Source organism: Bradyrhizobium sp. CIAT3101 (genome assembly GCF_029714945.1).
Taxonomy (GTDB): domain Bacteria; phylum Pseudomonadota; class Alphaproteobacteria; order Rhizobiales; family Xanthobacteraceae; genus Bradyrhizobium.
This window is the reverse complement of the sequence record NZ_CP121634.1, coordinates 6,141,656-6,164,241: the sequence shown is the minus strand read 5'-3', so window position 1 is coordinate 6,164,241 and position 22,586 is coordinate 6,141,656. Positions and strand designations below refer to the sequence as shown.

At 64.3% G+C, this 22,586-nt stretch carries 22 protein-coding genes and 1 pseudogene; 14 read left to right on the top strand and 9 right to left on the bottom strand.

Features of this window, described 5'->3' with window-relative positions; genetic code table 11:
• Positions 1–71 precede the first annotated feature (71 nt).
• The 4 genes from gcl (at position 72) to QA645_RS29130 (ending at position 4,057) form a co-directional block, all read left to right on the top strand.
• Complete coding sequence (gene gcl / locus QA645_RS29145; protein WP_283044862.1) at positions 72–1,862, top strand: glyoxylate carboligase; 1,791 nt, start codon at positions 72–74, stop codon at positions 1,860–1,862.
• 11 nt (positions 1,863–1,873) lie between these two features.
• Positions 1,874–2,659 (top strand): hydroxypyruvate isomerase, encoded by a 786-nt coding sequence (gene hyi, locus QA645_RS29140; RefSeq protein ID WP_283044861.1) that lies wholly within the window; start codon positions 1,874–1,876, stop codon positions 2,657–2,659.
• 11 nt (positions 2,660–2,670) lie between these two features.
• Positions 2,671–3,558 carry a 2-hydroxy-3-oxopropionate reductase gene (locus QA645_RS29135; RefSeq protein WP_283044860.1) on the top strand — a complete coding sequence of 296 codons (888 nt, stop codon included), beginning with the start codon at positions 2,671–2,673 and terminating at the stop codon, positions 3,556–3,558.
• A 115-nt stretch (positions 3,559–3,673) separates the two neighbouring features.
• Complete coding sequence (locus QA645_RS29130) at positions 3,674–4,057, top strand: DUF1236 domain-containing protein (RefSeq protein WP_254130258.1); 384 nt, start codon at positions 3,674–3,676, stop codon at positions 4,055–4,057.
• A 74-nt stretch (positions 4,058–4,131) separates the two neighbouring features.
• Here QA645_RS29130 and QA645_RS29125 read toward each other — a convergent pair whose 3' ends face one another.
• Complete coding sequence (locus tag QA645_RS29125) at positions 4,132–4,728, bottom strand: thiamine pyrophosphate-dependent enzyme (RefSeq protein ID WP_254130259.1); 597 nt, start codon at positions 4,726–4,728, stop codon at positions 4,132–4,134.
• 7 nt (positions 4,729–4,735) lie between these two features.
• The gene (locus QA645_RS29120; protein WP_283044859.1) at positions 4,736–5,302 is read right to left on the bottom strand and encodes a thiamine pyrophosphate-binding protein; all 567 of its coding nucleotides are present in this window, start codon (positions 5,300–5,302) and stop codon (positions 4,736–4,738) included.
• 255 nt (positions 5,303–5,557) lie between these two features.
• Between QA645_RS29120 and QA645_RS29115 the strand changes: the two genes are divergently transcribed.
• From QA645_RS29115 to QA645_RS29105, 3 genes are all read left to right on the top strand, one after another.
• Positions 5,558–6,607, top strand: a complete 1,050-nt coding sequence (locus QA645_RS29115; RefSeq protein WP_283044858.1) for a hydroxyacid dehydrogenase — start codon at positions 5,558–5,560, stop codon at positions 6,605–6,607.
• Between the two features lie 152 nt (positions 6,608–6,759).
• Complete coding sequence (locus QA645_RS29110; RefSeq protein ID WP_283044857.1) at positions 6,760–7,158, top strand: flagellar basal body rod C-terminal domain-containing protein; 399 nt, start codon at positions 6,760–6,762, stop codon at positions 7,156–7,158.
• Between the two features lie 105 nt (positions 7,159–7,263).
• Positions 7,264–7,476 (top strand): hypothetical protein, encoded by a 213-nt coding sequence (locus QA645_RS29105; protein ID WP_027531168.1) that lies wholly within the window; start codon positions 7,264–7,266, stop codon positions 7,474–7,476.
• A 3-nt stretch (positions 7,477–7,479) separates the two neighbouring features.
• On the opposite strand, the gene QA645_RS29100 is transcribed toward QA645_RS29105, so the two are convergent.
• The 4 genes from QA645_RS29100 to QA645_RS29085 form a co-directional block, all read right to left on the bottom strand.
• Positions 7,480–8,058, bottom strand: coding sequence for a GNAT family N-acetyltransferase (locus tag QA645_RS29100; protein ID WP_254130263.1), 579 nt, complete (start codon positions 8,056–8,058; stop codon positions 7,480–7,482).
• A gap of 6 nt (positions 8,059–8,064) precedes the next feature.
• Complete coding sequence (locus QA645_RS29095; RefSeq protein WP_283044856.1) at positions 8,065–10,422, bottom strand: Orn/Lys/Arg decarboxylase N-terminal domain-containing protein; 2,358 nt, start codon at positions 10,420–10,422, stop codon at positions 8,065–8,067.
• A gap of 66 nt (positions 10,423–10,488) precedes the next feature.
• Positions 10,489–11,676, bottom strand: a complete 1,188-nt coding sequence (locus QA645_RS29090; RefSeq protein WP_283044855.1) for a cupin domain-containing protein — start codon at positions 11,674–11,676, stop codon at positions 10,489–10,491.
• 199 nt (positions 11,677–11,875) lie between these two features.
• Positions 11,876–12,355 (bottom strand): Lrp/AsnC family transcriptional regulator, encoded by a 480-nt coding sequence (locus QA645_RS29085; RefSeq protein WP_187437017.1) that lies wholly within the window; start codon positions 12,353–12,355, stop codon positions 11,876–11,878.
• Between the two features lie 134 nt (positions 12,356–12,489).
• Between QA645_RS29085 and ald the strand changes: the two genes are divergently transcribed.
• Positions 12,490–13,605 carry an alanine dehydrogenase gene (gene ald, locus QA645_RS29080; protein WP_283044854.1) on the top strand — a complete coding sequence of 372 codons (1,116 nt, stop codon included), beginning with the start codon at positions 12,490–12,492 and terminating at the stop codon, positions 13,603–13,605.
• Between the two features lie 14 nt (positions 13,606–13,619).
• On the opposite strand, the gene QA645_RS29075 is transcribed toward ald, so the two are convergent.
• The 3 genes from QA645_RS29075 to QA645_RS29065 are packed head-to-tail and all read right to left on the bottom strand — an operon-like array spanning position 13,620 to position 17,658.
• Entirely contained in the window at positions 13,620–15,530 is a 1,911-nt protein-coding gene (locus QA645_RS29075) for an NAD(P)/FAD-dependent oxidoreductase (RefSeq protein ID WP_283044853.1), read from the bottom strand.
• A complete protein-coding gene (locus QA645_RS29070) occupies positions 15,527–16,168 on the bottom strand; it encodes a TetR/AcrR family transcriptional regulator (RefSeq protein ID WP_254192827.1) in 642 nt (213 codons plus the stop codon). The genes QA645_RS29075 and QA645_RS29070 overlap by 4 nt, the downstream gene beginning before the upstream one ends.
• Positions 16,165–17,658, bottom strand: coding sequence for an AMP-binding protein (locus QA645_RS29065; protein ID WP_283044852.1), 1,494 nt, complete (start codon positions 17,656–17,658; stop codon positions 16,165–16,167). Before QA645_RS29065 ends, QA645_RS29070 begins: the two co-directional genes overlap by 4 nt.
• A 171-nt stretch (positions 17,659–17,829) precedes the next feature.
• Here QA645_RS29065 and QA645_RS29060 point away from each other — a divergent pair, with 171 nt between their 5' ends.
• The 6 genes and pseudogenes from QA645_RS29060 (at position 17,830) to QA645_RS29035 (ending at position 22,567) form a co-directional block, all read left to right on the top strand.
• Positions 17,830–19,089 carry an ABC transporter substrate-binding protein gene (locus QA645_RS29060; protein WP_283044851.1) on the top strand — a complete coding sequence of 420 codons (1,260 nt, stop codon included), beginning with the start codon at positions 17,830–17,832 and terminating at the stop codon, positions 19,087–19,089.
• 90 nt (positions 19,090–19,179) lie between these two features.
• Positions 19,180–20,082: a branched-chain amino acid ABC transporter permease gene (locus QA645_RS29055; protein WP_283044850.1), complete on the top strand. Its 903-nt coding sequence runs from the start codon at positions 19,180–19,182 to the stop codon at positions 20,080–20,082.
• Positions 20,079–21,098 carry a branched-chain amino acid ABC transporter permease gene (locus tag QA645_RS29050; protein WP_283044849.1) on the top strand — a complete coding sequence of 340 codons (1,020 nt, stop codon included), beginning with the start codon at positions 20,079–20,081 and terminating at the stop codon, positions 21,096–21,098. The genes QA645_RS29055 and QA645_RS29050 overlap by 4 nt, the downstream gene beginning before the upstream one ends.
• Positions 21,059–21,457, top strand: a pseudogene (locus QA645_RS29045) (ATP-binding cassette domain-containing protein); the annotation flags it as partial. The gene QA645_RS29050 and the pseudogene QA645_RS29045, both read left to right, overlap by 40 nt.
• A gap of 187 nt (positions 21,458–21,644) precedes the next feature.
• Complete coding sequence (locus QA645_RS29040) at positions 21,645–21,857, top strand: hypothetical protein (RefSeq protein WP_283053667.1); 213 nt, start codon at positions 21,645–21,647, stop codon at positions 21,855–21,857.
• On the top strand, positions 21,854–22,567 hold the full coding sequence (locus QA645_RS29035) for an ABC transporter ATP-binding protein (RefSeq protein WP_283053392.1): 714 nt from the start codon (positions 21,854–21,856) through the stop codon (positions 22,565–22,567). The genes QA645_RS29040 and QA645_RS29035 overlap by 4 nt, the downstream gene beginning before the upstream one ends.
• Positions 22,568–22,586: the final 19 nt, after the last annotated feature.

Below are 22,586 nucleotides of genomic sequence, written 5' to 3'. Positions count from 1 at the left end.
TCTGCTTCGTTGAGATCGCATCCCGCGCACCTGATGATCTCGCTCGCTGACTTAACCAAGCGAGGTCCGATATGGCGAAGATGCGAGCTGTCGATGCAGCCGTGCGTATCCTGGAGAAGGAAGGCATCTCGACCGCCTTCGGCGTTCCCGGGGCAGCGATCAACCCGCTTTACTCGGCGCTGAAGAAGCGCGGCTCGATCCGCCACATCCTCGCGCGCCATGTCGAGGGTGCCTCGCACATGGCCGAGGGCTATACCCGGGCCAAGGCCGGCAATATCGGCGTCTGTATCGGCACCTCGGGGCCGGCCGGCACCGATATGATCACCGGACTCTATTCGGCGATCGCCGATTCCATTCCGATCCTCTGCATCACCGGGCAGGCGCCGCGCGCGCGGCTCTACAAGGAGGACTTCCAGGCCGTCGACATCGAATCGATCGCAAAGCCGGTGACCAAATGGGCGGTGACCGTGCGCGAGCCGGCGCTGGTGCCGCGCGTGTTCAGCCAGGCGTTTCATGTGATGCGCTCGGGCCGGCCGGGGCCGGTGCTGATCGACATGCCGCTCGACGTGCAGCTCGCCGAGATCGAGTTCGACGACGAGACCTACGAGCCGCTGCCCGTCTACAAGCCGACCGCCTCGCGAAAGCAGGTCGAGAAGGCATTGGAGATGCTCAATGCAGCCGAGCGGCCACTGATCGTGGCGGGCGGCGGCATTATCAATGCCGATGCTTCCGACTTGCTGGTCGAGTTCGCCGAGATCGCCAACGTGCCCGTCGTGCCGACGCTGATGGGGTGGGGCGCGATCCCCGACGATCACGTGCTGATGGCCGGCATGGTCGGACTTCAAACGAGCCACCGCTACGGCAACGCCACGCTGCTGGAGTCGGACTTCGTGCTCGGCATCGGCAATCGCTGGGCGAACCGTCACACCGGCTCGGTCGAGACCTACACCAAGGGTCGCACCTTCGTGCATGTCGACATCGAGCCGACCCAGATCGGCCGCGTGTTCAATCCCGATCTCGGCATCGTCTCGGACGCGAAGGCCGCGCTCGAGCTCTTCGTCACCGTCGCCAGGGAGTGGCGGCGTTCCGGCAGGCTACGCGAGCGCCAGGCGTGGCCCGCGGCCTGCCGCGACCGCAAGAAGACGATGCTGCGCAAGAGCCATTTCGACAACGTCCCGATCAAGCCGCAGCGCGTCTACGAGGAAATGAACAAGGCGTTCGGCCGTGACACCACCTATGTCACCGTGATCGGCCTGTCGCAGATCGCAGGAGCGCAGTTCCTCGGTGTCTACAAGCCGCGCAACTGGATCAATGCGGGACAGGCCGGGCCGCTCGGCTGGACGCTGCCGGCGGCGCTCGGCGTGCGCGCGGCCTGTCCGGATCGCGACATTGTGGCGCTGTCGGGAGACTACGACTTCCAGTTCCTGATCGAGGAGCTCGCGGTCGGGGCGCAGTTCAATCTGCCCTACATCCACGTCGTCGTGAACAATTCCTATCTCGGCTTGATCCGCCAGGCCCAGCGCGGCTTCGAGATGGACTATCACGTCCAGCTTTCCTTCGAGAACATCAACGCGCCGGAGATTGGCGTCTACGGCGTCGACCATGTTGCTGTCGCCGAGGGCCTCGGCTGCAAGGCGATCCGCGTCACCGATCCCAAGGACACGCAGGCGGCATTCGCCACCGCGCGCGACTTGATGAAGAAGCACCGCGTGCCTGTCGTGGTCGAGTTCATCCTCGAACGCGTCACCAACATCGCGATGGGGACCGAGATCGACAATATCGTCGAGTTCGAGGAGGTGCTGGATCTACCACTCGACGAGGTCGGGACCGCGCGCCCAGGCGTGCTGCAGCCGGCAGAATAGGGGAGCGCATCATGCCGAAATTCGCCGCCAACCTCACCATGCTCTTCAACGAGATGCCGTTTGTCGACCGCTTCGCCGCGGCCAAGGCGGCGGGCTTTGCCGGGGTGGAATATCTCTTCCCCTATGATTTCGACAAGGCGCTGTTGCGCGAGCAGTTGGAGGCCCACGGGTTGACCCAGGTGCTGCACAATCTGCCCGCCGGCAACTGGGCCGGTGGCGAGCGCGGCATCGCGATCTTGCCCGATCGCACCGCCGACTTCCGTGACGGCGTGTTCCGCGCCATCGATTACGCCAAGGCGCTCGATTGCGACCAGCTCAACTGTCTCGTCGGCATCGCACCTGTGGATGCCGATCCGCGCGAGTTGCAGGAGACGCTGGTTGGAAACCTGCGCTTCGCGGCTTCGACGCTGGCGCGGGAGAACATCAAGCTGCTGGTCGAGCCGATCAACACGCTCGACATTCCCGGCTTCTTCCTCAACGGCACCGAGCAGGCCGTGCAGTTGATCTCCGAGGTACGGTCGAACAATCTGTTCATCCAGTACGACATCTATCACATGCAGATCATGGAGGGCGATCTCGCCCGCACCATGCAGGAATATCTGCCGCAGATCTCGCACATTCAGCTCGCCGACAATCCCGGCCGCCATGAGCCGGGCACGGGCGAGATCAACTATCCTTTCCTGTTCCGCCACCTCGACGCGATCGGCTATCGCGGCTGGATCGGCTGCGAATACAAGCCGCGCACCACGACGCTGGAAGGCCTGTCCTGGCACGCCGCGCAGACTTTTGAGACCTGAGGACATCTGACATGATCGACATCGGCTTCATCGGACTTGGTACCATGGGACGGCCGATGGCCGGCCATCTTCTCGCCGCGGGCCATCGCGTTCTCCTGCATGACGTCGCGCCGGTCGCGCCGGAGCTGATCGCGGCCGGCGGCATCGCCTGCAAATCGGCTAAGGAGGTCGCGGAGGAGGCGGACGCCGTCATCATCATGGTGCCGGATACGCCGCATGTCGAAGCTGTGCTGTTCGGCAAGGACGGCGTTGCGGGCGGCATCTCCAAGGGCAAGATCGTGGTCGACATGAGCTCGATCTCGCCGTTGGCGACCAAGGAGTTCGCGAAGAAGATCGAGGCGCTGGGCGCGGACTATCTCGATGCGCCGGTGTCGGGCGGCGAGGTCGGCGCCAGGGCCGCGAGCCTCACCATCATGGTCGGCGGTCCCGAGCGGGCCTTCAACACCATGAAGCCGATCTTCGACAAGATGGGCAAGAACGTCACCCATGTCGGCGCCAATGGCGACGGCCAGACGACCAAGGTCGCCAACCAGATCATCGTCGCGCTGACGATCGAGGCGGTGAGTGAGGCGCTGCTGTTTGCGTCCAAGGCCGGCGCGGATCCCGCACTGGTGCGCAAGGCGCTGATGGGCGGCTTTGCCTCGTCGCGGATTCTCGAGGTGCATGGCGAGCGCATGGTCAAGCGGAATTTCGATCCCGGCTTCCGCATCGAGCTGCACCAGAAGGATCTGAACCTCGCGCTCGAAGGTGCGCGCGCGCTCGGTCTGTCGCTGCCGAGCACGGCGGTGGCGCAGCAATTATTTTCATCCTGCACCGCGCATGGCGGCAAGGGCTGGGATCATTCGGCGATGGTGCGCGCGCTGGAACTGATGGCGGGCCACGAGATCGCCGCGGCCTGAACTGTTACGCGGTAACACTCTTTCGGATTTGGCGTGTCTTTCGCCACGGCGGAACCGGAACAATGCTCCGGCCCCGCGGTTGAAGGCGCATCAACAAACACTGGAGAGTGTGGACATGAAGACCCGTCTTGCGATTTCGTTGGTTGCCGCGTCGCTGCTGGCGTCGAGTGCAGCCTTTGCCCAGTCGACGACCGAGCAGGGTGCCCGGAACGGCGCACGCGCGGGCGGCGACATCGGCGGTCCGGTCGGTGCGGTGGTCGGCGGCACTGTGGGTGCAGCAGTCGGCGCGGGCCTCGAAATTCCGAATGCGATCCTCGGTGGCATCCCGCGCGATGATTCGGTCGTGGTTCAGGAGCGCGTCGTGGTCGGCGAGCCGCTGCCTCCCACCGTGGTGCTGCGCCCGGTGCCGAATTACACCGAGTATCGCTATGCGGTCGTGAATGATCGCCGCGTGATCGTCGAGCCGCGCACGCGGCGCGTCGTCAAGATCATCGACTGATCGGCGCCATAGCGATTGAACGATCCGGCCCTGCGGAGTGACCTCCGCAGGGCCTTGTCGTCAGTGACCCGACGTTAGAGCGGCTCGCGGACACCGAGGCCGTGCATGAAGCGCTCGCGGATCTGCACGGGATCCCTGCGGGTGGTGCCGACCCCGGGCTTATCGTCGATGCGCAGCGCGATCAGGCTGGGTTCGTCAGCCGACATCGCTTCGTCGATCAGCCGCTCGAAATCGTCCTCGTCCGCGGCCCAGGCGCTGTTGGTAAGGCCCGAGCCCAAGGCGATCGCGACGAGATCGGCGACACCGGCGGCCGGCGTCGGCTGCGCGCCGGTGATCTGGTAGATGCCGTTGTCCATGACGATCATGATCAGGTTCTTCGGTTTCAACGCCGCGATGGTCGAGAGCGCGCCGAGCTGCATCAGGAGCGAGCCGTCGCCTTCCAGCGCAAAGACGCGGCGGTTGGGCTGCGCCAGCGCCACGCCGAGTGCGATCGGGAAGGCGAGACCCATGCTGCCCAGCATGTAAAAGTTCTGCGGGCGGTGGCCGGCGGCCCAGAGGTCGAAATTGGTGTTGCCGATGCCGCCAACGACCGCTTCCTCATGCTTGAGCTTTGCGATCAGGCGCTTCGTCACATCGAACCGGTTCATCACCTTGGTGTTGCGCGTATCCATGGCGACCTCACTTGTCGAAAGTCTTGCCGCCGGTGAGCAGCGGGTTGAGGATCAGTGCCACCGGGGCTTGCGTGGTGACGGCCTGCTTGATCGAGCGGTCGGCGATGAATTCGAGCTCGTCGAGCCGGGTGATGGTGTGGTGCTCCAGCGCCAGCGAATCCAGCACCGGGCGCATGGTGCGGCAGACCAGGGACTGGCCGTAGTTGAATTCGCCGAGCGTGCCGCGCTCGGAGACGAACATGATCAGCGGGATCTGGTAGGGCACCGCGAGCGAGGCGAGCGTGTTGGCGAGCGTGGCAAAGCCCGAGGTCTGCATCAGCACCGCGCCGCGCCGCCCGCCCATCCAGGCGCCGGAGACGATGCCGACGGCCTCCTCCTCGCGCGCGGTGGCAAAGGTCGTGAAGAAGGGATCTGCGTGCAGATTCTTGATCAGTGGCGTCAGCACCCGGTCGGGTACGTAGGGAATGAGGCTGATCTCGTTCCGCTTCAGGGTTTGCAGGACGATGCTATGCCAGCTTCTGTCGCCGGACCCCGGTCCCGCCTGGGACGAGGCCTGCTGTTCCGCAATCGCCATCGCGCTCTCCCTTGTGCCGCGCAGGTTTCTTGGTCTTGACCATTGTCTTGGTCGTCGCGGCGGTCTGCCGAAACTTGACGGAGCGGGCGGGATTGTCAACATGTCCGGGCCGGCACCGTGATCTGCGCCAGACGGCCTGCCGAGGCCGGCACCGCCATGTCATAAGCGGGATAATGAGAAAACGGAGGGACGCAGGAACGGGGCGCGTATTGCGCTGAGCTTGCGGGTCTCCAGGAGAGAGCCGGAAGGGTACTGATGTCGGTCAACAGCAAGCGCGTCTTCTACGTCAAATACCTGGCCAACCCGATCTACATCGACATCCTGAAGGCGCGGCCCGACGTCCGGCTCGACCGCATCGAGAACGAGAGCCCCGAGGATTTTTACGCCCCGCTCCTGAGCGCGGCCCATGTCTACCAGATCGGCGCCGCGCGCGACGAGCTGGCGCCGCATTTCCATGTCGATGCCGCCTTCCTGAAGCGCACGCCGAACCTGCTGCTGGTCTCCAGCAACGGCGCAGGCTTCGACCCCGTCGATGTCGAGGCCTGCACGGATGCGGGCGTGCTGGTCGTGAACCAGTCGGGCGGCAATGCGCATTCGGTGGCCGAGCATGCGCTGGCGATGATGCTGACCTTGTCCAAGCGCATCATCCAGTCCGACCGCAAGCTGCGCCGTGAGGCCAACGTCAACCGCAACGAGCTCGTCGGCAACGAGGTCGAGCACAAGACCGTCGGCATCATCGGCCTCGGCAATGTCGGCCGCCGTATCGCAGCACTCTGCAAGGGCCTGCTCGGCATGAAGGTGCTGGCCTATGACCCCTACCTCTCGAAAGAGGTGATGGCGGACCGGGGCGGCGAGAAGGTCGAGCTCGACGACCTCCTGCGCCGCGCGGATTTCGTCTCGATCTCCTGTCCGCTCAACAAGGGCAGCCGCAACATGATCAGCGTGCGCGAGTTCGGCCTGATGCAGCCGCACGCCTATTTCATCACCACCGCGCGTGGCTTCATTCACGACGAGGACGCTCTGCTCCAGGCGTTGCGCGACAAGCGCATTGCCGGTGCCGGCCTCGACGTCTGGTCCAAGGAACCGCCGCCCCCGGAGCATCCGCTGCTGCAGTTCGACAATGTATTGGCGAGCCCGCACACGGCCGGTGTCACGATCGAGGCACGTCAGAACATGGGCCGCATCGCGGCCGAGCAGGTGCTGGAGACGCTCGACGGCAAAAGGCCACCGCGCATCATCAATCCCGAGGTCTGGCCGGTTTACGCCGAGCGCTTCAAGCAGGCCTTCGGCGTGACGCCGGGGTAGGGCGCGAAGGGCTGTTGGTTACCACGATGAAAATGCAATGCGCTGCATCTTATCGATGGCGTGAATGAGCGCGTATGACTTGACCCTATAGACTAGGGGCATGAACATACTTTCGATTGCGACATCCGGACTTTCTGTCCGCGAGCTTGCGCGTGAACGTGGCCGCGAGCAACATCGCCAATGTCAGCACGACCGGCCCGTTACCCGCATCAGGCGGATCGAGCACATCGGCTGGTGCCGGCAGTTCGAGCACCAGCTCGACTTATCCCGCGGCCTATGTGCCGCTGCGGGTCGATCAGGTCGACCAATCGAGCGGCTCGACGCCGGGCGGCACGATCGCGACGGTGTCGACCGTTTCGCCAAGCTATACGGCACAATCCGACCCGAACGCTCCCTTCGCAAACCAGGATGGTCTGGTCGCGGCGCCGAACGTCGATCTCGCCAGCGAACTCGTTCAGCTGGCGACCGCGAAGTACAGCTTCATTGCCAATGCGAAGGTGATTCAGGCCTATTCGGAAACGACAGAGTCGCTGCTCGATATCAAGACGTGATGGCTGACGGATCGAGCCGACACCGGATTTGATCTCGGTCAAAATTCGCCTCCCCGAAACCAGGTAAAAGGGATTAGATTGTTGCCGGGGCAGCAGGGAGGTCCCATGTCAACTTATGTCGTCAGGTTCATGAAGGACGTGCTCGGCCAGTATGGCCGGCAGATCGAGGTCTGTCAGGGCGCGCTCGAGATCGACGCCGCCGACGAGGACGAGGCCAGGGAGCGGGCGAAGGCGAGGTTTTGCAAGGACCAGGCGCTGCATCACTGGTCGCTGCATGCCGACCGCATCCAGGTCAGGCCGGCCGACTTTCCGTCGTAAGGTTTAACGTCCCGGTGCCGTGAGCGATGGCGGCGCGGTGACGCCGGCGCCGAGCGAACGCTGCACCATGGCGGTATCGGACCAGTGGCCGTGCCGATAGGCGACGCCGCAGAGCAGGCCCACGCGCGCAAATCCGAACTTCTCGTGCAGCGCCAGCGAGGGCGCATTGTCGGCATCGATATAGCCGATCATCTGGCGGAAGCCAGCCGCCGCACAAGCGTCGATCAGCTCCTGGAGCAGCAGCCGTCCGACGCCGCGGCCGAGATGCTCGTGGTGGACATAGATCGAGTGTTTGGCCGTGTAGCGATAGGCCGGGCGCTTGCGGAACAGCACCGCGTAGGCATAGCCGACGACCTCGCCGCGATAGGTCGCAACCAGATGCGGCAGCCGGGTCTGCTTCAAGTTCTTGCGCCGGTCGCGCAGATCGTCGGGCTCCGGCGCGCCGGTTCCCTCGACGTCCCGTGGCACACCATTGCGGACATGATGGCGGTAGATCGCCAGCATCGCCTCGATATCGTTCTCACGTGACGGCCGGATCAGAACCGGCTCGTCATCGGTGCGTGCAATCGCTGTTTCGTTCATCGGCACCTACTCGGCCACGACGTAAGTATAAAGCCCAATGCGACCGCGCGCATCGACCTCCTTGTAGACGCCCTGGATTTCCACATCGAAGCCCGGGAACGTGTTGAAACAGGTCTCGAACATCTTGAGATAATCCACCATGGGCTTGGCCCGTTCCGTCAGCCGCTCGCCGGGAACGATGGTGGCGATCCCGGGGGGATAGACCACAAAGGGCGTGGTGGCGATGCGGCCGGCGATGGCCTCGATCGGCAGATAGTCGACGTCGTTCTTGAACAGGAAGCGCGCGGCATCGCGCGGCGACATCGCAATCTCCGGCATGTGCTCGGGCATGAATTGCCGCGCCTGGAGCGCACTGACGTCGGCAGCGCGGAAGAAGCGGTGCATTTCGCCGCAGAGGTCACGCAGCCGCACGCCGGCATAGCGTGCATGCCGCCGCTGGTAGAATTCCGGGATTGCGTCCGCCAGCAGCGCATTGTCGTCGTGCAGTCGCTTGAACGCGACGAGGCCGGAGATCAGCGTGCCGGCCTTGCTGGCCTCGACGCCCGGCGTGAGCAGGAAGAGCAGCGAGTTGAGGTCGTTCTTTTCAGGCACGATGCGGTTTTCGCGCAGATATTGCGCGACGACCGGGGCAGGGATGCCGTGATCGGCATAGGCGCCGGTAGTGCGGTCGAAGCCGGGGGTCAGCAGCGTCAGCTTGTTCGGATCGGTCATGGCAAAGCCTTCGGCCATGCCGGCGAAGCCGTGCCAGTTGCTGTCGGGGCCGAGCTGCCAGAGCGCGGGATTGGTGGCGAGCTCGTCGGTCGACAGCGTCTCCCAGGCAACGTTATGCGCGGCGCCGGGGCGGCCTACGTCGGGAATGGCGACGCGATCGGGCACGAACGGCTCGAAGAACCAGCGCCGGTCCACGTTCTGTTCTTTCTCTTCGAACTCCCGGCGCATCGCGCGGATTTTCTTGCGCAGCTCGATGCCGAGCCTGATCGTGTCGTCCCACAGCACTTCGCCGGAGCGGCCCTTCATCATCTGTGCGCCGACGTCGAGCGAGGCGAACAGCGGATAGAACGGTGACGTCGAGGCGTGCTGCATGAAGCTTTCGTTGAAGCGGCGGTGCTCGACGCGGCGCTTCTGGCCGCGGATGTGGCGGTCCTTGATGTGGATCTGCGAGGCTTGCGAGAAACTGGCGAGCTGCTTGTGGGTCGACTGCGTCGCGATGATGCCCGGCGCCTCCGGCGGAAGGTTGGCAAGCCCCATGGCGAAGCGGCCGGCATAGAGCGGATGGAACTTCATGAAGCCGGCCCAGGCCTCGTCGAACAGGATGTATTCGCAGAGATGGCCGATGCGCTTCAGGATCATTTCGGCATTGTGGATCGTGCCGTCATAGGTGCATTGCTCGACCACGGCGACGCGGAATGGCCGCTCCTTGCGCCAGGCGTCCTTGTCCGTGACCAAAGGATGGTTGCGGATCGCCTCGCGCAGCGCCTTCTCGTCGAGCACGTCCCAGCGCATCGGTCCGATCAGGCCCCAGGCATTGCGGATGGTCGGGACATAGACCGGAATGCCGCCATTGATCATCAGCGCGCCGTGATGGGCGGCCTTGTGGTTGTTGCGGTCGAACAGCACGAGGTCGCCGTCGGTGACGAGCGCGCCGAGCGCAACCTTGTTCGAGGTCGAGGTGCCGTTGAGCACGAAGTAGGTCTTTTCAGCGCCGAAGATCGCTGCCGCCTCCTTCTGCGCCTTCAGCGCCGGCCCCTCATGGGTGAGGAGATCGCCGAGATCGAGCACGGAATTGTCGAGATCGTCGCGGAACACGGATTCGCCGAGATGCTCGACGAACACCCGGCCGATCGGGCTGCGGTTGTAGAACACCCCGCCATTGTGGCCCGGGCAGGTCCAGAGCTGGTTGCCTTCCTCGGCATAGTCGACCAGCGCGCCGAAGAACGGCGTCTTGAGCGTCTCGGCATATTGCTTGAGCCGGCTGATCAGGTTCTTGGCGATGAAAGTCGGCGTCTCCTCGGACAGGAAGACATAGCCGTCGATGAAGTCGAGCACCTCGACCGGCAGGTCCTCGAAGCGCTTGCGCCGGATCAGCAGGATGATCGGGAAGTCGAGGCCGCGGCGTCGCATCAGGTTGATCAGTGCCGAGGTCTTGCCCTCAAGCCCCTTCTTGCCCCAATCCACCACCATGCAGCCGATCGCGGCATCGGTCTGCACCGCCATTTCCGCGTCTTCCAGCTTGCGGGCCCGAACCACCTCGAAGCCGGAGCGCTGGATCTCCTCGATGATCTGGTTGAAGCGGACGCCCTCGAGGTCGTCGGCGTCGAAAACAGGTGCGGCGAACAGGAAGTTGAAGCGCTTGAAATAGTCCATGGCGTGTCCCGAATGTGCAGAGACTGACAGGTCTCGGCACATTCGATGACAGTTCTATGACAGTGCTCAGCTTGCGCTGGCGATGACCATCCGCTTGCGCCCGAAATTGGCCACGGCCGCCTCCGAGACGCCGAAATTATTGGCAAGCAGATGGCGCGGCGCCTTCGCGAGCCAGTCGCCGAGGCTGCTTTCGTGGTAAGTGCCGCTGTCGAGCACACCGATCACCTCGGCATCCTCCTGGCCGATGTTCTGGATGGAGTGTCCGCAATTGGCGGGGATATAGGCGCATTCTCCGGCCGAGAGGTCTGCAACCGCGACCCGCTTGTCGAACGCGAACAAGGTCACGCGCGTGCGTCCCTTCAGGACGTAGTGCCATTCGTTGGCGTCGGTGTGCCAATGCGGCTCGTGCATCGCGCCGGATCTGAGCTTGAGCACTGTTCCGGTCATGGTGCTCGAGACCGGAAACTCCTTGGCGGAGGCGACGTAAAGCTGACCGCCCGCCGTGCTCACGCGCGGCTTCTGCGCCATCAGTGCGAAGCGGTGGGTGCGGTCGCGATCCAGCGCGCGGGCGACTTTTGCCTGCGGACCGTCGAGCGCCAGCACCTCGCCCTGCATGATGTAGGTCTCGGCCTTCGGATTCGGGCTGAAGGTCTCCGTGGAAACGCCCAGCGCCTGGGACAAGGCCGGCGCGTCGTAGCGGCTCATCCAATCGCTGATCCCGAAGGTGCCGTGCTCGGAATAGAGACCGTCATCGAAGGCGAGGATGGCGTGACAGGGGGCTGGCCCCAGCGTCTGGATGGCGTGGCTGTGACCCTTCGGGAAGAACCAGAGATCGCCAGGCCCAAGGTTGGCGACTTCGAGCTGGCCCTCGGGATCGACCACCGTCACCTGGCAATGGCCGTCCACGAGATAGGCCCACTCGGCCGAATTGTGCCAATGCATTTCGCGGGCGCCGCCCGCGTTGACGAACAGATGCGCGCCGGCAATTCCGGTCGCGAGCGGAAGCGTGCGGGTCGTGACCTCGCGCGCCCAGCCGCCGGATGTGGCCTTGATCGGTCCCTTGTCGAGCGAGGCGGTGAACACCACGGGATCACCCGACTTTCGCGGGATCGTCTTCAGGAATTCGGATGCCGGGGCGACGTCGTAGCCGGCAGCATGTCCATCGGGCGCTGCGAGCGCGGATTTGGCGGCGCCGAGGACTCCGGCACCGAATGCAACGGATTGAATGAAAAGACGGCGGCTGGATTTGAACATCGAAGACCTCAAAACCGAAAGGTTGTATGAAACGGATCGCGAAAACGGCGATGCTGCACACCTTCATAGGTCCGCGAAGGCGCCCGTTGCGCCTCAACCGTTCGGCTGAATTGGCCTCAATTATCTTTGATGGCGGAATGAATGCGACTGTGAAGTGATGCGCTTGACGGCGCGACCGCACGCGCCGTGGACGACTCGGCTACCGCTTCGTCTCGCCGAACACCACCGTCGGCACCGCGCGATTGACGACCTCGCGCAGCGCGAAGCTCGATTGCACCCGCGCCACGCGCGGCAGGCGCGACAGCTCGGTGCGATGGATACGCTCGAAATCCTGGATGTCGCGGGCGAGCACGATCAGGATGTAGTCGTCGGTGCCCGACATCAGGAAGCAGCGCACTACGGAGGGGCACTTCACCACCTCCGCCTCGAACGCCTTCAGCGCCTCGTCGCTCTGGCTCTCCAGCGCGATGCGCACAAGCACCGTGGTGGTGAGGCCGAATTGCGCCAGATCGAGCGCGGCCTGGTAAGCCTGGATGTAGCCATCATCCTCCAGCGTCTTCTGCCGCCGCGCCAGCGCGGTGCTGGAGAGGCCGACCTTGTTGGCGAGCTCGGTGTGGCTGGCGCGCGCGTTGGTCGTGAGTTCCGCGAGAATCGCGAGATCTTTCCGGTCGAGGGCCAAGGTTTCGTTTCCAGCGTGAAAGGACGTTTGCGCGCCGGAAACCGGCGCGGGACGGCCAAAGCTAGCGGATATTTGCACGAAACCAAACCGGCCTCGTCGCTACGATCATGGGGGGAATCAAAAAGGAGCTGAGGATGCGTGTCGGTGTGCCCAAGGAGATCAAGGTTCAGGAATATCGCGTCGGGCTCACCCCGGGCGCCGTCCGCGAATACGTCGCAGCCGGACATGAAGTGACGGTCGAGACTGGCGCCGGCAGCGGCATCGGCGCGTCCGACGAGGTCTATCAGCGGGCAGGGGCCTCCATCGCCGCGAGCGCACGCGACATCTTTGCCAAGTCCGACATGATCGTGAAGGTGAAGGAGCCGCAGAAGAGCGAATGGGCCCAGCTCCGCGAAGGCCAGATCCTGTTCACCTACCTCCATCTTGCGCCGGATCCCGAACAGGCCAAGGGCCTGCTTACGTCCGGCTGCACCGCGGTCGCCTATGAAACCGTCACCGACGCGGCCGGTCACCTCCCCCTGCTCGCGCCGATGAGCGAAGTCGCCGGCCGCCTCGCCATCGAGGCCGCCGGCGCCGCGCTCAAGCGGTCGGCCGGCGGTCGCGGGCTGCTGCTCGGTGGTGTGCCCGGCGTGCAGCCGGCGCGCGTCGTCGTGCTCGGGGGCGGCGTGGTGGGAACTCAGGCCGCGCGCATGGCGGCAGGCCTCGGTGCCGAAGTCACTGTGATCGACCGCTCGATTCCTCGTCTTCGTGAGCTGGACGACGTCTTTCTCGGGCGGGTGCGCACCCGTTTCTCGACCATCGAGGCGGTCGAGGAGGAGGTGTTTTCCGCCGATGTCGTGATCGGCGCGGTGCTGGTGCCCGGCGCCAGCGCGCCAAAGCTCGTGACGCGCGCGATGCTCAAATCGATGCGGCCGGGGGCCGTGCTGGTCGATGTTGCGATCGACCAGGGCGGCTGCTTCGAGACCTCGCATGCGACCACGCATGCGGAGCCGACCTACGAGATCGATGGCGTCGTGCATTACTGCGTGGCCAACATGCCGGGCGCGGTGCCGGTGACGTCGAGCCAGGCGCTGAACAATGCGACGCTGCCGTTCGGTTTGATGCTCGCTGCCAAGGGCTTTGCCGCCGTGCTGGAAAATCCGCATCTGCGCAATGGGCTGAACGTGCATCGCGGCCGCATCACCAACAAGGCGGTCGCGGAGAGTCTCGGGATGGACTTTGCGCCGGTGGGGAGTGGGCTCGCGGCCTGACGATGTGGTGAGGTTTACGCCTTCGTCAACCGGTACTGCTCGAGATCCGGATCGTGCGTCATGCGCCAGTAGTCCACGAAACGCCACGGCATCGCCGAAAACACGCGGCCGCTCGCGTTGCGGTAGTAGGTGCTCATGCCCGGATGGGTCCAGATCATCGCCTCGTGCTCGGTATCGACCTTGCGGACATAGTCGTCGAGCACGTCCGGGCGGACGTCGATGGCGGCGACGTCGTGCTCGATCATGTTAACGAGGCAGGCGGAGATGTAACGGCTCTGGCATTCGGACTGGAAGATGACGCTGCCGCCATGAGCCGGCCCTGAGTTCGGGCCGAGCATGCAGAAGAAGTTGGGGAAATCTGGCACGGTGAGACCGAGGAATGCTGTCGGATTGTCGTTGGCCCAGGCCTCGCGCAAATTCCTGCCGTCGCGACCGCTGATGTTGAGGCGCGCGGCCATCTCCGTCACTTTGAAGCCGGTCGCGACGACGATGATGTCGGCGGGACGGCGCTCACCGTCGGCGGCGACGATGCCGCTTTCATCAAAATGGTCGATCGCGTCGGTGACCAGCTCGACATTGTCGCGCGTCAAGGTCTTGAACCAATTGTTGTCGAGCAGGATGCGCTTGCCGTATGGCGGATAGCTCGGCACGCATTTTTCGATCAGGTCGGGCCGGTCCTTCAGCTCGGTGAGGATGAAGTCGGTCAGCTCCTGACGATGCCGGTCGTTGCCCTTGTTGACGGCACGCTCCGGATGCGGCCAGGCCGGGTCCTTGCGCAGGAACGGCAGCAAGCCGTCGCCATAGCGCCAGAACATGTTGAAGCGGTACCACTGCACATAGAACGGAAGGTGCGCGAGCAGCCAGCGCGCGCCTTCGCTGATCGGGTCGGCATAGCCCTTCACCGGTCGTGCCCACTGCGCGCTGCGTTGGTAGACGGTGACCGAGGCGACACGGCCCGCGATCGCCGGCACCAGCTGCATCGACGTCGCGCCGGTGCCGATCACGGCGACATGCTTGCCGTCGAGCTTGATGTCGTCCGACCACAGCGCCGAGTGAAGGATCGTGCCTTTGAAGTTTTCTTCGCCCTTGAAGTGGGCGCGTGAGGGATCGTTGAGCTGCCCGATGGCCGAGACCAGCGCGGTGGATTCGAAGGTCTCGTCGCCCGCCTGCGTCTTCAGCGTCGAGATCCAGCGCCGCTTGCCGTCGTCCCAGCGCGATGCCGTCAGCTCGGTGTTGACGCGCAGATGCTTGCGGATGCCGTATTCGTCGGCGACCTTGAGCAGATAGCCGAGCAGCTCCTCGCGCTGGCAGAAATAGCGCGTCCACGCATTGCCGGAGCCGAACGAGTAGGAATAGGAGTGGTTGGGCGTGTCGACGCCGCAGCCGGGATAGCGGTTGATCCACCAGGTGCCGCCGAGTTCGGCGTTCTTCTCGACGATGGTGTAGGGGATGCCGAGATGGCCGAGCGCCACGCCGAGCGCGATGGCACAGACGCCGGCGCCGACGATCAGAACGTGCTGGTCCGCAAGCTTTCCGTCCGAAGGCTGCTTGGTCCAGCGCGGCTCGCGCGACACAAAGCCCATCTCCTCGCGCATCAGCGGTGCATATTCCGGCGCGACGTTTTCGCCGAGGCACGCGCGCATCATCTTCAGCAGCAGCTCTTCGCCGGGATCGGTGATGACAGGCGTCGGGGTGCCATCGGCAAACAGCTTGACGACGGCGGCGCGGATTTCATCCTGGATCTCGCGGGGCACGCCGGCCTCGGGGTCGGGGATGAGACGGATGTCGCGCTTGGGCAGATAGGGCGGTTCGAGCCAGCGCGTGTCGCCGGTCATGTGCACCAGCACCATCAGCAGGCAGCGGATGTCGGCTTCGGCAATCGCCGAGGCGAGGTCGAGCGGCTGGCGGGGAGACTCGATGTTCATGGCGTGTCCTGATCTCCGGATGCACTGAAGAGGCCGCGCGTCATCAGCTTGCGATAGGCGGAGATGACGTGGTCCGGCACGGCGGTGACGCCGTCGGCCGAATAGGAATAGCGTCGGCTGAGATATCCACGCGAGCCCATCAGCATGTGCACGATCGCCTCGAACTCCTCGTCGCTGTAATCCGCGATTGCGCCTGACCCTCGCGCGCGACGCAAGATGCGGACATAGGCGACCGAGATATTGTCGAGATGCTTCTGGTAGCCGATCGGTGCGAAGAACTCGGCCTCGTTGAGGATGCGCAGGAATTCCGGCACCTCACGGATGAAGTCGAAGAAGGCGGAGAAACGCGCGATCTCCTGTCGTGCCGCGTCCGCCGTGCCCGTGCGGGCGCGGATGAACTCGACCATGTCGAGGCCGATCTTGGGCAAGAGCTGGTCGAGCAGTTCCTGCCGGTTCTCGAAATGATTGTAGAACGTGCCTTGCGCGACGCCGGCTTCTTCGGTGATCCGGGCGACGGAAGCTTCGGCATAGCCATGCTTGCCGACGACCTTGGTCGCGGCGTCAAAGATCTTCTGCTTGGTCCAGGCGTTGCGCTCGACACGATTGAGCTTCGTGACCTTGGCATTCGCTTGCGTCATTCAGACGTCTCCAGCTCGGCGCGCAGCACGCGCTTGAGAATTTTACCCGACGGATTGCGCGGCAGGCTGTCGCGGATGATCAGCTCTTTCGGTACCTTGAAGCTCGCCAATCGTGCGCGGCAGTGCTCGGTCAGGGCAAGGAGCGCAAGGCTTGTGCCTTCGGTCAGCACGACAATGGCGACGGGACGCTCGCCCCAGCGTGCATCGCGCAGGCCGATCACCGCGACCTCGCGTACTTCAGGCAGATCGTAGATCACGCGCTCGACTTCGGAGGAGGCGATGTTCTCGCCGCCGGAGATGATCATGTCCTTCTTGCGGTCGGTCAGATACAGAAAGCCGTCGTCGTCGAGATAGCCGATGTCACCGCTGCGGAACCAGTCGTCGAAAAAGGCAGACGCCGTCTTCTCCGGATCCTTCCAGTAGCCGCGTGTGATCTTCGGTCCGCGCAGGCAGATCTCGCCGTTGACGTTCGGCGGCAGCGTCTTGCCGTCCTCGTCGCGGATCTCGATCTCGACATGGGCAATGGCGCGGCCGGTCGAGCCGATCTTCTCGATCTCGCGGCCGGCTTCCATAAAGGTGTCGCCGCCCACGGTCTCGGTCAGGCCATAGGCATCGATGTAACGCGCATTGCGGAAATACTCGGAGAAGGCACGGATGCGCTGCTCCGGCGTCTTCTCGCCGCCGCCGATCGCCCATTTCAGGCTCGAGACGTCGTAGCGATCGCGGGTCGGGCAGGTGAGCATCGCCGTGGTCATGACGGGCGCGAACCATGCAGCGTTGAGCCTGTCGTCGGCGATCGCCGCAAGCGCGGTCTCCGGCTCGAAATTGCGTTCGATATGGATGAAGCCGCCATGCCAGAGCACGGCGATGCCGGGCAAATCGAGCGCGCCGACGTGATAGAGCGGGCCGACGACGAGCAGGCGCGTATCGGCGCTGAGGCCTAGCGCGATGGTCTGGTCCGCCGACTTCCAATAGAAATTGTCGTAAGTCAGCATGACGCCCTTGGGGCGGTCGGTCGTGCCCGAAGTGTACATCAGCCGCATCAGGTCGGATGGCTGGCGCACATGCATCGGAGCCGGGGGCGCGTCACTCGCAAGCCGCGTCACGCTCTGCTGCGCGGCTTCGTCGAGTACGACAATCGTCGCGCCGGCTGCATTCGCCGCCAATTCCTCGTCGACGATCAGCAGCCGCGCCCCGGCATTGCCGACGATGTAGCTGACCTCATCGCGCGAGAGCCGAAAATTGATCGGCAACAACACCGCGCCGAGATGGCTGGCGGCGAAGACGAGCTCCAGGAACGCCGCGCTGTTCTTCAGCAGGACGGCCACGACGTCGCCCGCCCCGATGCCCTGGGCCGTAAGCCAGCCCGCGGCCTGTCGGACGCGCGCGTCGAAGGCGGCGTAGGAAATAGCCTCGCCGCGGTATTTCAGCGCGGGCCGGTCCGGCGTTTGCCGGGCGTGAAAGGCGATGAAGCTCGAAAGATTGATCATTTGACGGGCATTGGGCCAGTTATGGCCCTGTTTCCTCGGTTGGTGAATTCTGACTCATAATTCATAATTGGCTTGACGTCACCCCCCTTGCTCTGAAATCCTCATGCCTACGGAGACGAGACGATCTCCGACAGGGATCAGGAAACGCCGACCCGAAAGAGGGAGGGGAAGATGACGAGAACTCGCACGCGGGGCATCAGCCGCCGTTCGACACTGGCGCTGATGGGCGCCGGCGCGATGACGTTTGCCGCCCCATGGGTGGCACGCGCACAGGCCAAGACCATCAAGATCGGCATGCCGACGATTTTGTCGGGCCGCGTCGCACAGCTCGGCACGTCGTCGCGCAATGCGGTGATGCTCGAGGTCGACAAGGTCAACGCCGCCGGTGGTCTCGCGGGCCGGCAGATCGAGATGGTGATCCGTGATTCCAAGGGCCAGCCGCAGGAAGCCGCCCGCGTCGCACGCGAGCTCGTCAATACCGATGGCTGCGAATGGCTGATCGACGGCGAGGCGTCGTCCGGTTCGTTCGCGGTTCACGAAGTTGCGCGCGATCTCGGCGTGCTCTGCGTCCACACTTGCTCGGAGGCGTCCTCGTTGACGGCCGATCCGAAGCAGCACATCCCGAACGCGTTCCGCTGTGTGCGCCAGGGCATTCACGATTCCATCGTCGGCGGCAGCTACGCGGCTGCGATAGCGAAAGCCAAGGGCCTGAAGAAGTGGGCGACCTGCTCGCCGGACTACGCCTATGGCCGCGACACCACCGGCGAGTTCACGCTGTATCTCAAGCGCTTCGCGCCCGACGTCGAGGTCATCAGCGAATCCTGGCCAAAACTGTTCCAGCCCGACTACACCGAGGTCGTGACGAAGATCCTGCAGGCCAAGCCGCAGGCACTGTACTCCTGCCTGTGGGGCGGCGATCTCACCTCCTATATCGATCAGGCCAACATCTACGCGATGTTCACGCAGATGGAGGTGTTCGCGGTGAACATGGCCGACTACACCGCGCTCACCGTGGTGAAGAACCTGCCCAAGGGCATTCATTCCGGCAATCGCTACATCAAGACGTTCCCGACCACGCCGGAGAACGCCGCCTGGGGCGATGCCTACAAGGCCAAGTACAACGAGTATCCGACCAACTGGTCGTGGCAGAACGCGACCGCGGTGATGTTCCTGGCCGACGCCGCCAAGAAAGCGAACTCCACCGACGGCAAGAAGATCGCGGAGGTGCTGAAGGGCCTCACCATCAAGTGCCCGTTCGGCGCCGACGGCACCGTGACGATGCGCGGCGACGACCACACGCTGGTCGGTTACGCCATCGGCTGGGGCACCACGATCCCGCAGGAGCCCTACGTGCCCGAGGTCAAGGCGGGCGACTGGAAGACCATCTTCGAGCTCGAGACCGAGTGGAAGAAGAGCAAGGGTTATATCTGATCACGCGCAGGGCGGGCACGGACAGCCGTCTCCGCCATCTTCGTTTCGTTTTCCGCGCCGCCTTTGGCGCACGACAATGAAAGTGCTCCCGTGGATCTCGACGCGCTCACCGGCTGCCTCTCCAGCTCCGCCTGCCTCGTGACGCAAACCACCAGCGGCCTCATCATCGGCATGCTGCTTTTCCTGGTCGCGGTCGGGCTGACGCTGATATTCGGCGTGCTGAAGGTCGTCAATTTCAGCCATGGCGCTTTCTATATGTTCGGCGCTTATTTCGCGATGACGGCCTATCATCTCACCGATAGCTTTGCGCTGGCGATGCTGGCGGGCGCGGCCGGCACCGCCATTCTCGGCCTGATCTTCGAGCGCGTCTTCATGAGCCGCGTTTATGGCGCCGACGTGCTGATGCAGCTCCTCGTCTGCTATGCCTTCGTGCTGATCTTCGACGACGTCGTGCGCATCATCTGGGGACCTGAATTCAAGTCGATGGGCATGCCTGCGGCGTTCCAGGTGATGCCGTTGTTCATCGCCGGCGGCGTGGTGCCGCCTTATTATCTTCTGCTGATCGGTGTCGCACTTGTTGCGGCGATCGTGCTCGGGATCGGGCTGTCGCGCAGCCGCATCGGCAAGGTGATCCGTGCCGCCGCGCATAATCCCGGCATGGTGTCTGCGCTCGGCATCAACACCGGCCTGATCTATGGCGGCGTGTTCGCGCTCGGCGGCATGCTGGCGGGTCTGGCCGGCGCGCTGGCCGCGCCGGTGCGGTCGTTGACGCCCGGGATGGGCTTCTCGGTGCTGATCGAATCCTTCATCGTCACCGTGATCGGCGGCATGGGCTCGATCCTGGGCGCTCTGATCGGTGCGCTACTGCTCGGCCTGATCAGGTCCTTCGGCTCGCTCGGTTTTCCCCTGTTCACGGAAGGCCTGATGTACCTGTTCATGGTGATCGTGCTGGTCTCCAAGCCAACCGGCCTGTTCGGCAAGGAGGCGGCATGACCGAACTGGAGGCCGGGCGTGCGCAAACGCTGGCACCGGGGCGCGATGGCGCGGTGCTGCAACGCTACCGCGACGTGCTGATCGCGCTGATTGCCTTCGCCGTGCTGGCGAGCCTGCCGCTGTTCACGGGCAGCAAGGCGCTACTCGATTTCGTCATTCGCTGCTCGGCCTACGGCCTGTTCGCGACCTCGCTCAATCTGCTGGTCGGCTATACCGGCTTGACCTCGTTCGGTCACGGCATGTTCTTTGGCCTTGGTGCCTACAGCTTCGGCCTGATCATGCAGAAGCTCGGCGTACCCATTCCGGTCGCCTTCGTCGCGACGCTCGCGATCACCGCGATGATCGCGGCCATCATCGGCGCGATCTGCGTGCGGTTGAAGGAGATCTATTTCGCCTTCGTCACGCTGGCCTTCCAGATGCTGATCCACTCGACCATTTTGTCCTGGGCCTCCTTCACCGGCGGCGACCAGGGCCTGCGCGGCGGTATTCCGCGCCCGGTGTTCCTCGGCATCGATCTCGCCAATCACGTCCATCTCTATGTTGCAAGCTGCGCGCTGCTGATCCTCGGCCTGCTGGCGATGCGCCAGATCGCGCAATCTCCGTTCGGCTACACGCTGCGTATGATCCGCGACAACGCCGCGCGCGCGAGTTTCCTTGGCATCGACGTCTGGCGCGCCAAGCTGACGGTCTTCGTGCTGGCGGCGCTGTTCGCCGCGATGGGCGGCATGGTGATGGCGCTGTTCGTCTCCGGCGCCTATCCGGAGTTCGCCTACTGGACGATCTCGGGCGAGGGCATCTTCATCAACATGCTCGGCGGCGTCTCGACTTTTTTGGGGCCGATGGTCGGTACCGTGCTGCTGCTCCTGCTCAACGACACCGTCACGCGTTTCACTGAATATCATGGCATCGTGCTCGGCGTGGTCATCCTGTTCTTTGCGCTGGGCCTGCGCAAAGGCTTGCTGGATTTCGTCGCCGAATGGTTTGCGCACCGGCGCGATGCAGGCGAGGGGCGCTAGCGATGCTCGAGATCCGCAACCTCGTAAAGTCGTTCGGCGGCGTGAAGGCGACCAACGACGTCTCACTGGACTTCCCCGACGGCTCGCTCACCGCGGTCATCGGCCCGAACGGCGCCGGCAAGAGCACCTTCTTCAACCTCATCACCGGCGCGCTGAAGCCTGACACCGGCCAGGTCCTGCTCGACGGCGTCGATCTCGCCGGCCGTTCGCCGCCGGAGATCGTGCGTCACGGCATCGGCCGTGCCTTTCAGGTCGCGAGCATCTTCAGGTCGCTGACGGTGCAGGAGACCATGCTGGCCGCCGTCAGCGCCGACCAACGCTCGTCGGCGGTGCTGCACAAACGCTTTCCGCTGCCGGAGACGCGCGACCGCGCCGAACATGTGATGGAGCTGCTGGGCCTCGCGGGAAAAGCGCAATCGCACCGCGGCGACACTGTCGCATGGCGACCAGAAGCTGCTCGATATCGCGCTGGCGCTGGTGCTCGAACCAAAGGTGTTGCTGCTGGACGAGCCGACCGCCGGCATGGGCCCGGAGGAGCGCTGGCGCATGATCGACAAGGTGCGCGAGCTCTGGGAGACCCAGAAGATCACCGTCGTCTTCATCGAGCACGACATGGATATCGTGTTCAAGATCGCACCGAAGATCGTCGTGCTCTGCTACGGCCGCATCCTCGCGACCGGCACGCCGGACGAGATCCGCAACAACAGCGCCGTGATCGACGCCTATCTCGGCACCGAGCATGCCGGAGCCGCCGCATGAGCGCCGCCGTCATCGAAGTCGCCGATCTCGACGTCTATTACGGCACCAGCCAGATCCTGTTCGGCGTCGGCCTGTCGGTGCGGCAGGGCGAGACCATGGCGCTGCTCGGGCGCAACGGCGCCGGCAAGTCGACGACGATGAAAGCGATCATGGGGCTGGCGCCGCCGCGACGCGGCAAGGTCAGTCTGCGCGGTGTGGTGATCTCCGGCCGGAAGCCGCATCACATCGCGCGCGCCGGGCTCGGCTTCGTGCCGGAGGATCGCCAGATCTTCCCGGAGCACACCGTCGAGGACAATCTCGTCATCGGTCGCAAGAAGGGCCCTGACGGCCAGGACGAGTGGCCGATCAAGCGCATCTACGAGGTGTTTCCGCTGCTCGAGCCGCTGCGCCATCGCATCGCCGGCCGCCTGTCCGGCGGCGAGCAGCAGATGCTGGCGATCGCGCGCACGCTGATGGGCAACCCGGCGCTGCTGTTGCTCGACGAACCGAGCGAGGGGCTCGCGCCGATCATCGTGCAGCGGATCGGCGAGTTGTTGCGGCAACTCCGCCAGCTCGGCTCGACGGTGCTGATCGCCGAGCAGAACATGCATTTCTGCCTGGGGCTGGCGAGCCATGCCACGGTCATCGACAAGGGCCAGATCGTCTATGCGGCCGGGATCGACGAGCTGAAGGCCAATGACGCCATTCGGCGGCGCTATCTGGCCCTCTAAGCCGGTCCGCCGGTGTCCG

Bases quoted from the DNA above. Each gene is read 5' to 3' on its own strand.
- hyi (WP_283044861.1), top strand. From the start codon at position 1,874: ATGCCGAAATTCGCCGCCAACCTCACCATGCTCTTCAACGAGATGCCG.
- QA645_RS29115 (WP_283044858.1), top strand. From the start codon at position 5,558: ATGTCGGTCAACAGCAAGCGCGTCTTCTACGTCAAATACCTGGCCAAC.
- QA645_RS29095 (WP_283044856.1), bottom strand. From the start codon at position 10,422: ATGGACTATTTCAAGCGCTTCAACTTCCTGTTCGCCGCACCTGTTTTC.
- QA645_RS29070 (WP_254192827.1), bottom strand. From the start codon at position 16,168: ATGACGCAAGCGAATGCCAAGGTCACGAAGCTCAATCGTGTCGAGCGC.
- QA645_RS29105 (WP_027531168.1), top strand. From the start codon at position 7,264: ATGTCAACTTATGTCGTCAGGTTCATGAAGGACGTGCTCGGCCAGTAT.
- QA645_RS29135 (WP_283044860.1), top strand. From the start codon at position 2,671: ATGATCGACATCGGCTTCATCGGACTTGGTACCATGGGACGGCCGATG.
- QA645_RS29050 (WP_283044849.1), top strand. From the start codon at position 20,079: ATGACCGAACTGGAGGCCGGGCGTGCGCAAACGCTGGCACCGGGGCGC.
- QA645_RS29075 (WP_283044853.1), bottom strand. From the start codon at position 15,530: ATGAACATCGAGTCTCCCCGCCAGCCGCTCGACCTCGCCTCGGCGATT.
- QA645_RS29065 (WP_283044852.1), bottom strand. From the start codon at position 17,658: ATGATCAATCTTTCGAGCTTCATCGCCTTTCACGCCCGGCAAACGCCG.
- QA645_RS29100 (WP_254130263.1), bottom strand. From the start codon at position 8,058: ATGAACGAAACAGCGATTGCACGCACCGATGACGAGCCGGTTCTGATC.
- QA645_RS29130 (WP_254130258.1), top strand. From the start codon at position 3,674: ATGAAGACCCGTCTTGCGATTTCGTTGGTTGCCGCGTCGCTGCTGGCG.
- QA645_RS29090 (WP_283044855.1), bottom strand. From the start codon at position 11,676: ATGTTCAAATCCAGCCGCCGTCTTTTCATTCAATCCGTTGCATTCGGT.
- ald (WP_283044854.1), top strand. From the start codon at position 12,490: ATGCGTGTCGGTGTGCCCAAGGAGATCAAGGTTCAGGAATATCGCGTC.
- QA645_RS29040 (WP_283053667.1), top strand. From the start codon at position 21,645: ATGATCGACAAGGTGCGCGAGCTCTGGGAGACCCAGAAGATCACCGTC.
- QA645_RS29125 (WP_254130259.1), bottom strand. From the start codon at position 4,728: ATGGATACGCGCAACACCAAGGTGATGAACCGGTTCGATGTGACGAAG.
- QA645_RS29120 (WP_283044859.1), bottom strand. From the start codon at position 5,302: ATGGCGATTGCGGAACAGCAGGCCTCGTCCCAGGCGGGACCGGGGTCC.
- gcl (WP_283044862.1), top strand. From the start codon at position 72: ATGGCGAAGATGCGAGCTGTCGATGCAGCCGTGCGTATCCTGGAGAAG.
- QA645_RS29060 (WP_283044851.1), top strand. From the start codon at position 17,830: ATGACGAGAACTCGCACGCGGGGCATCAGCCGCCGTTCGACACTGGCG.
- QA645_RS29035 (WP_283053392.1), top strand. From the start codon at position 21,854: ATGAGCGCCGCCGTCATCGAAGTCGCCGATCTCGACGTCTATTACGGC.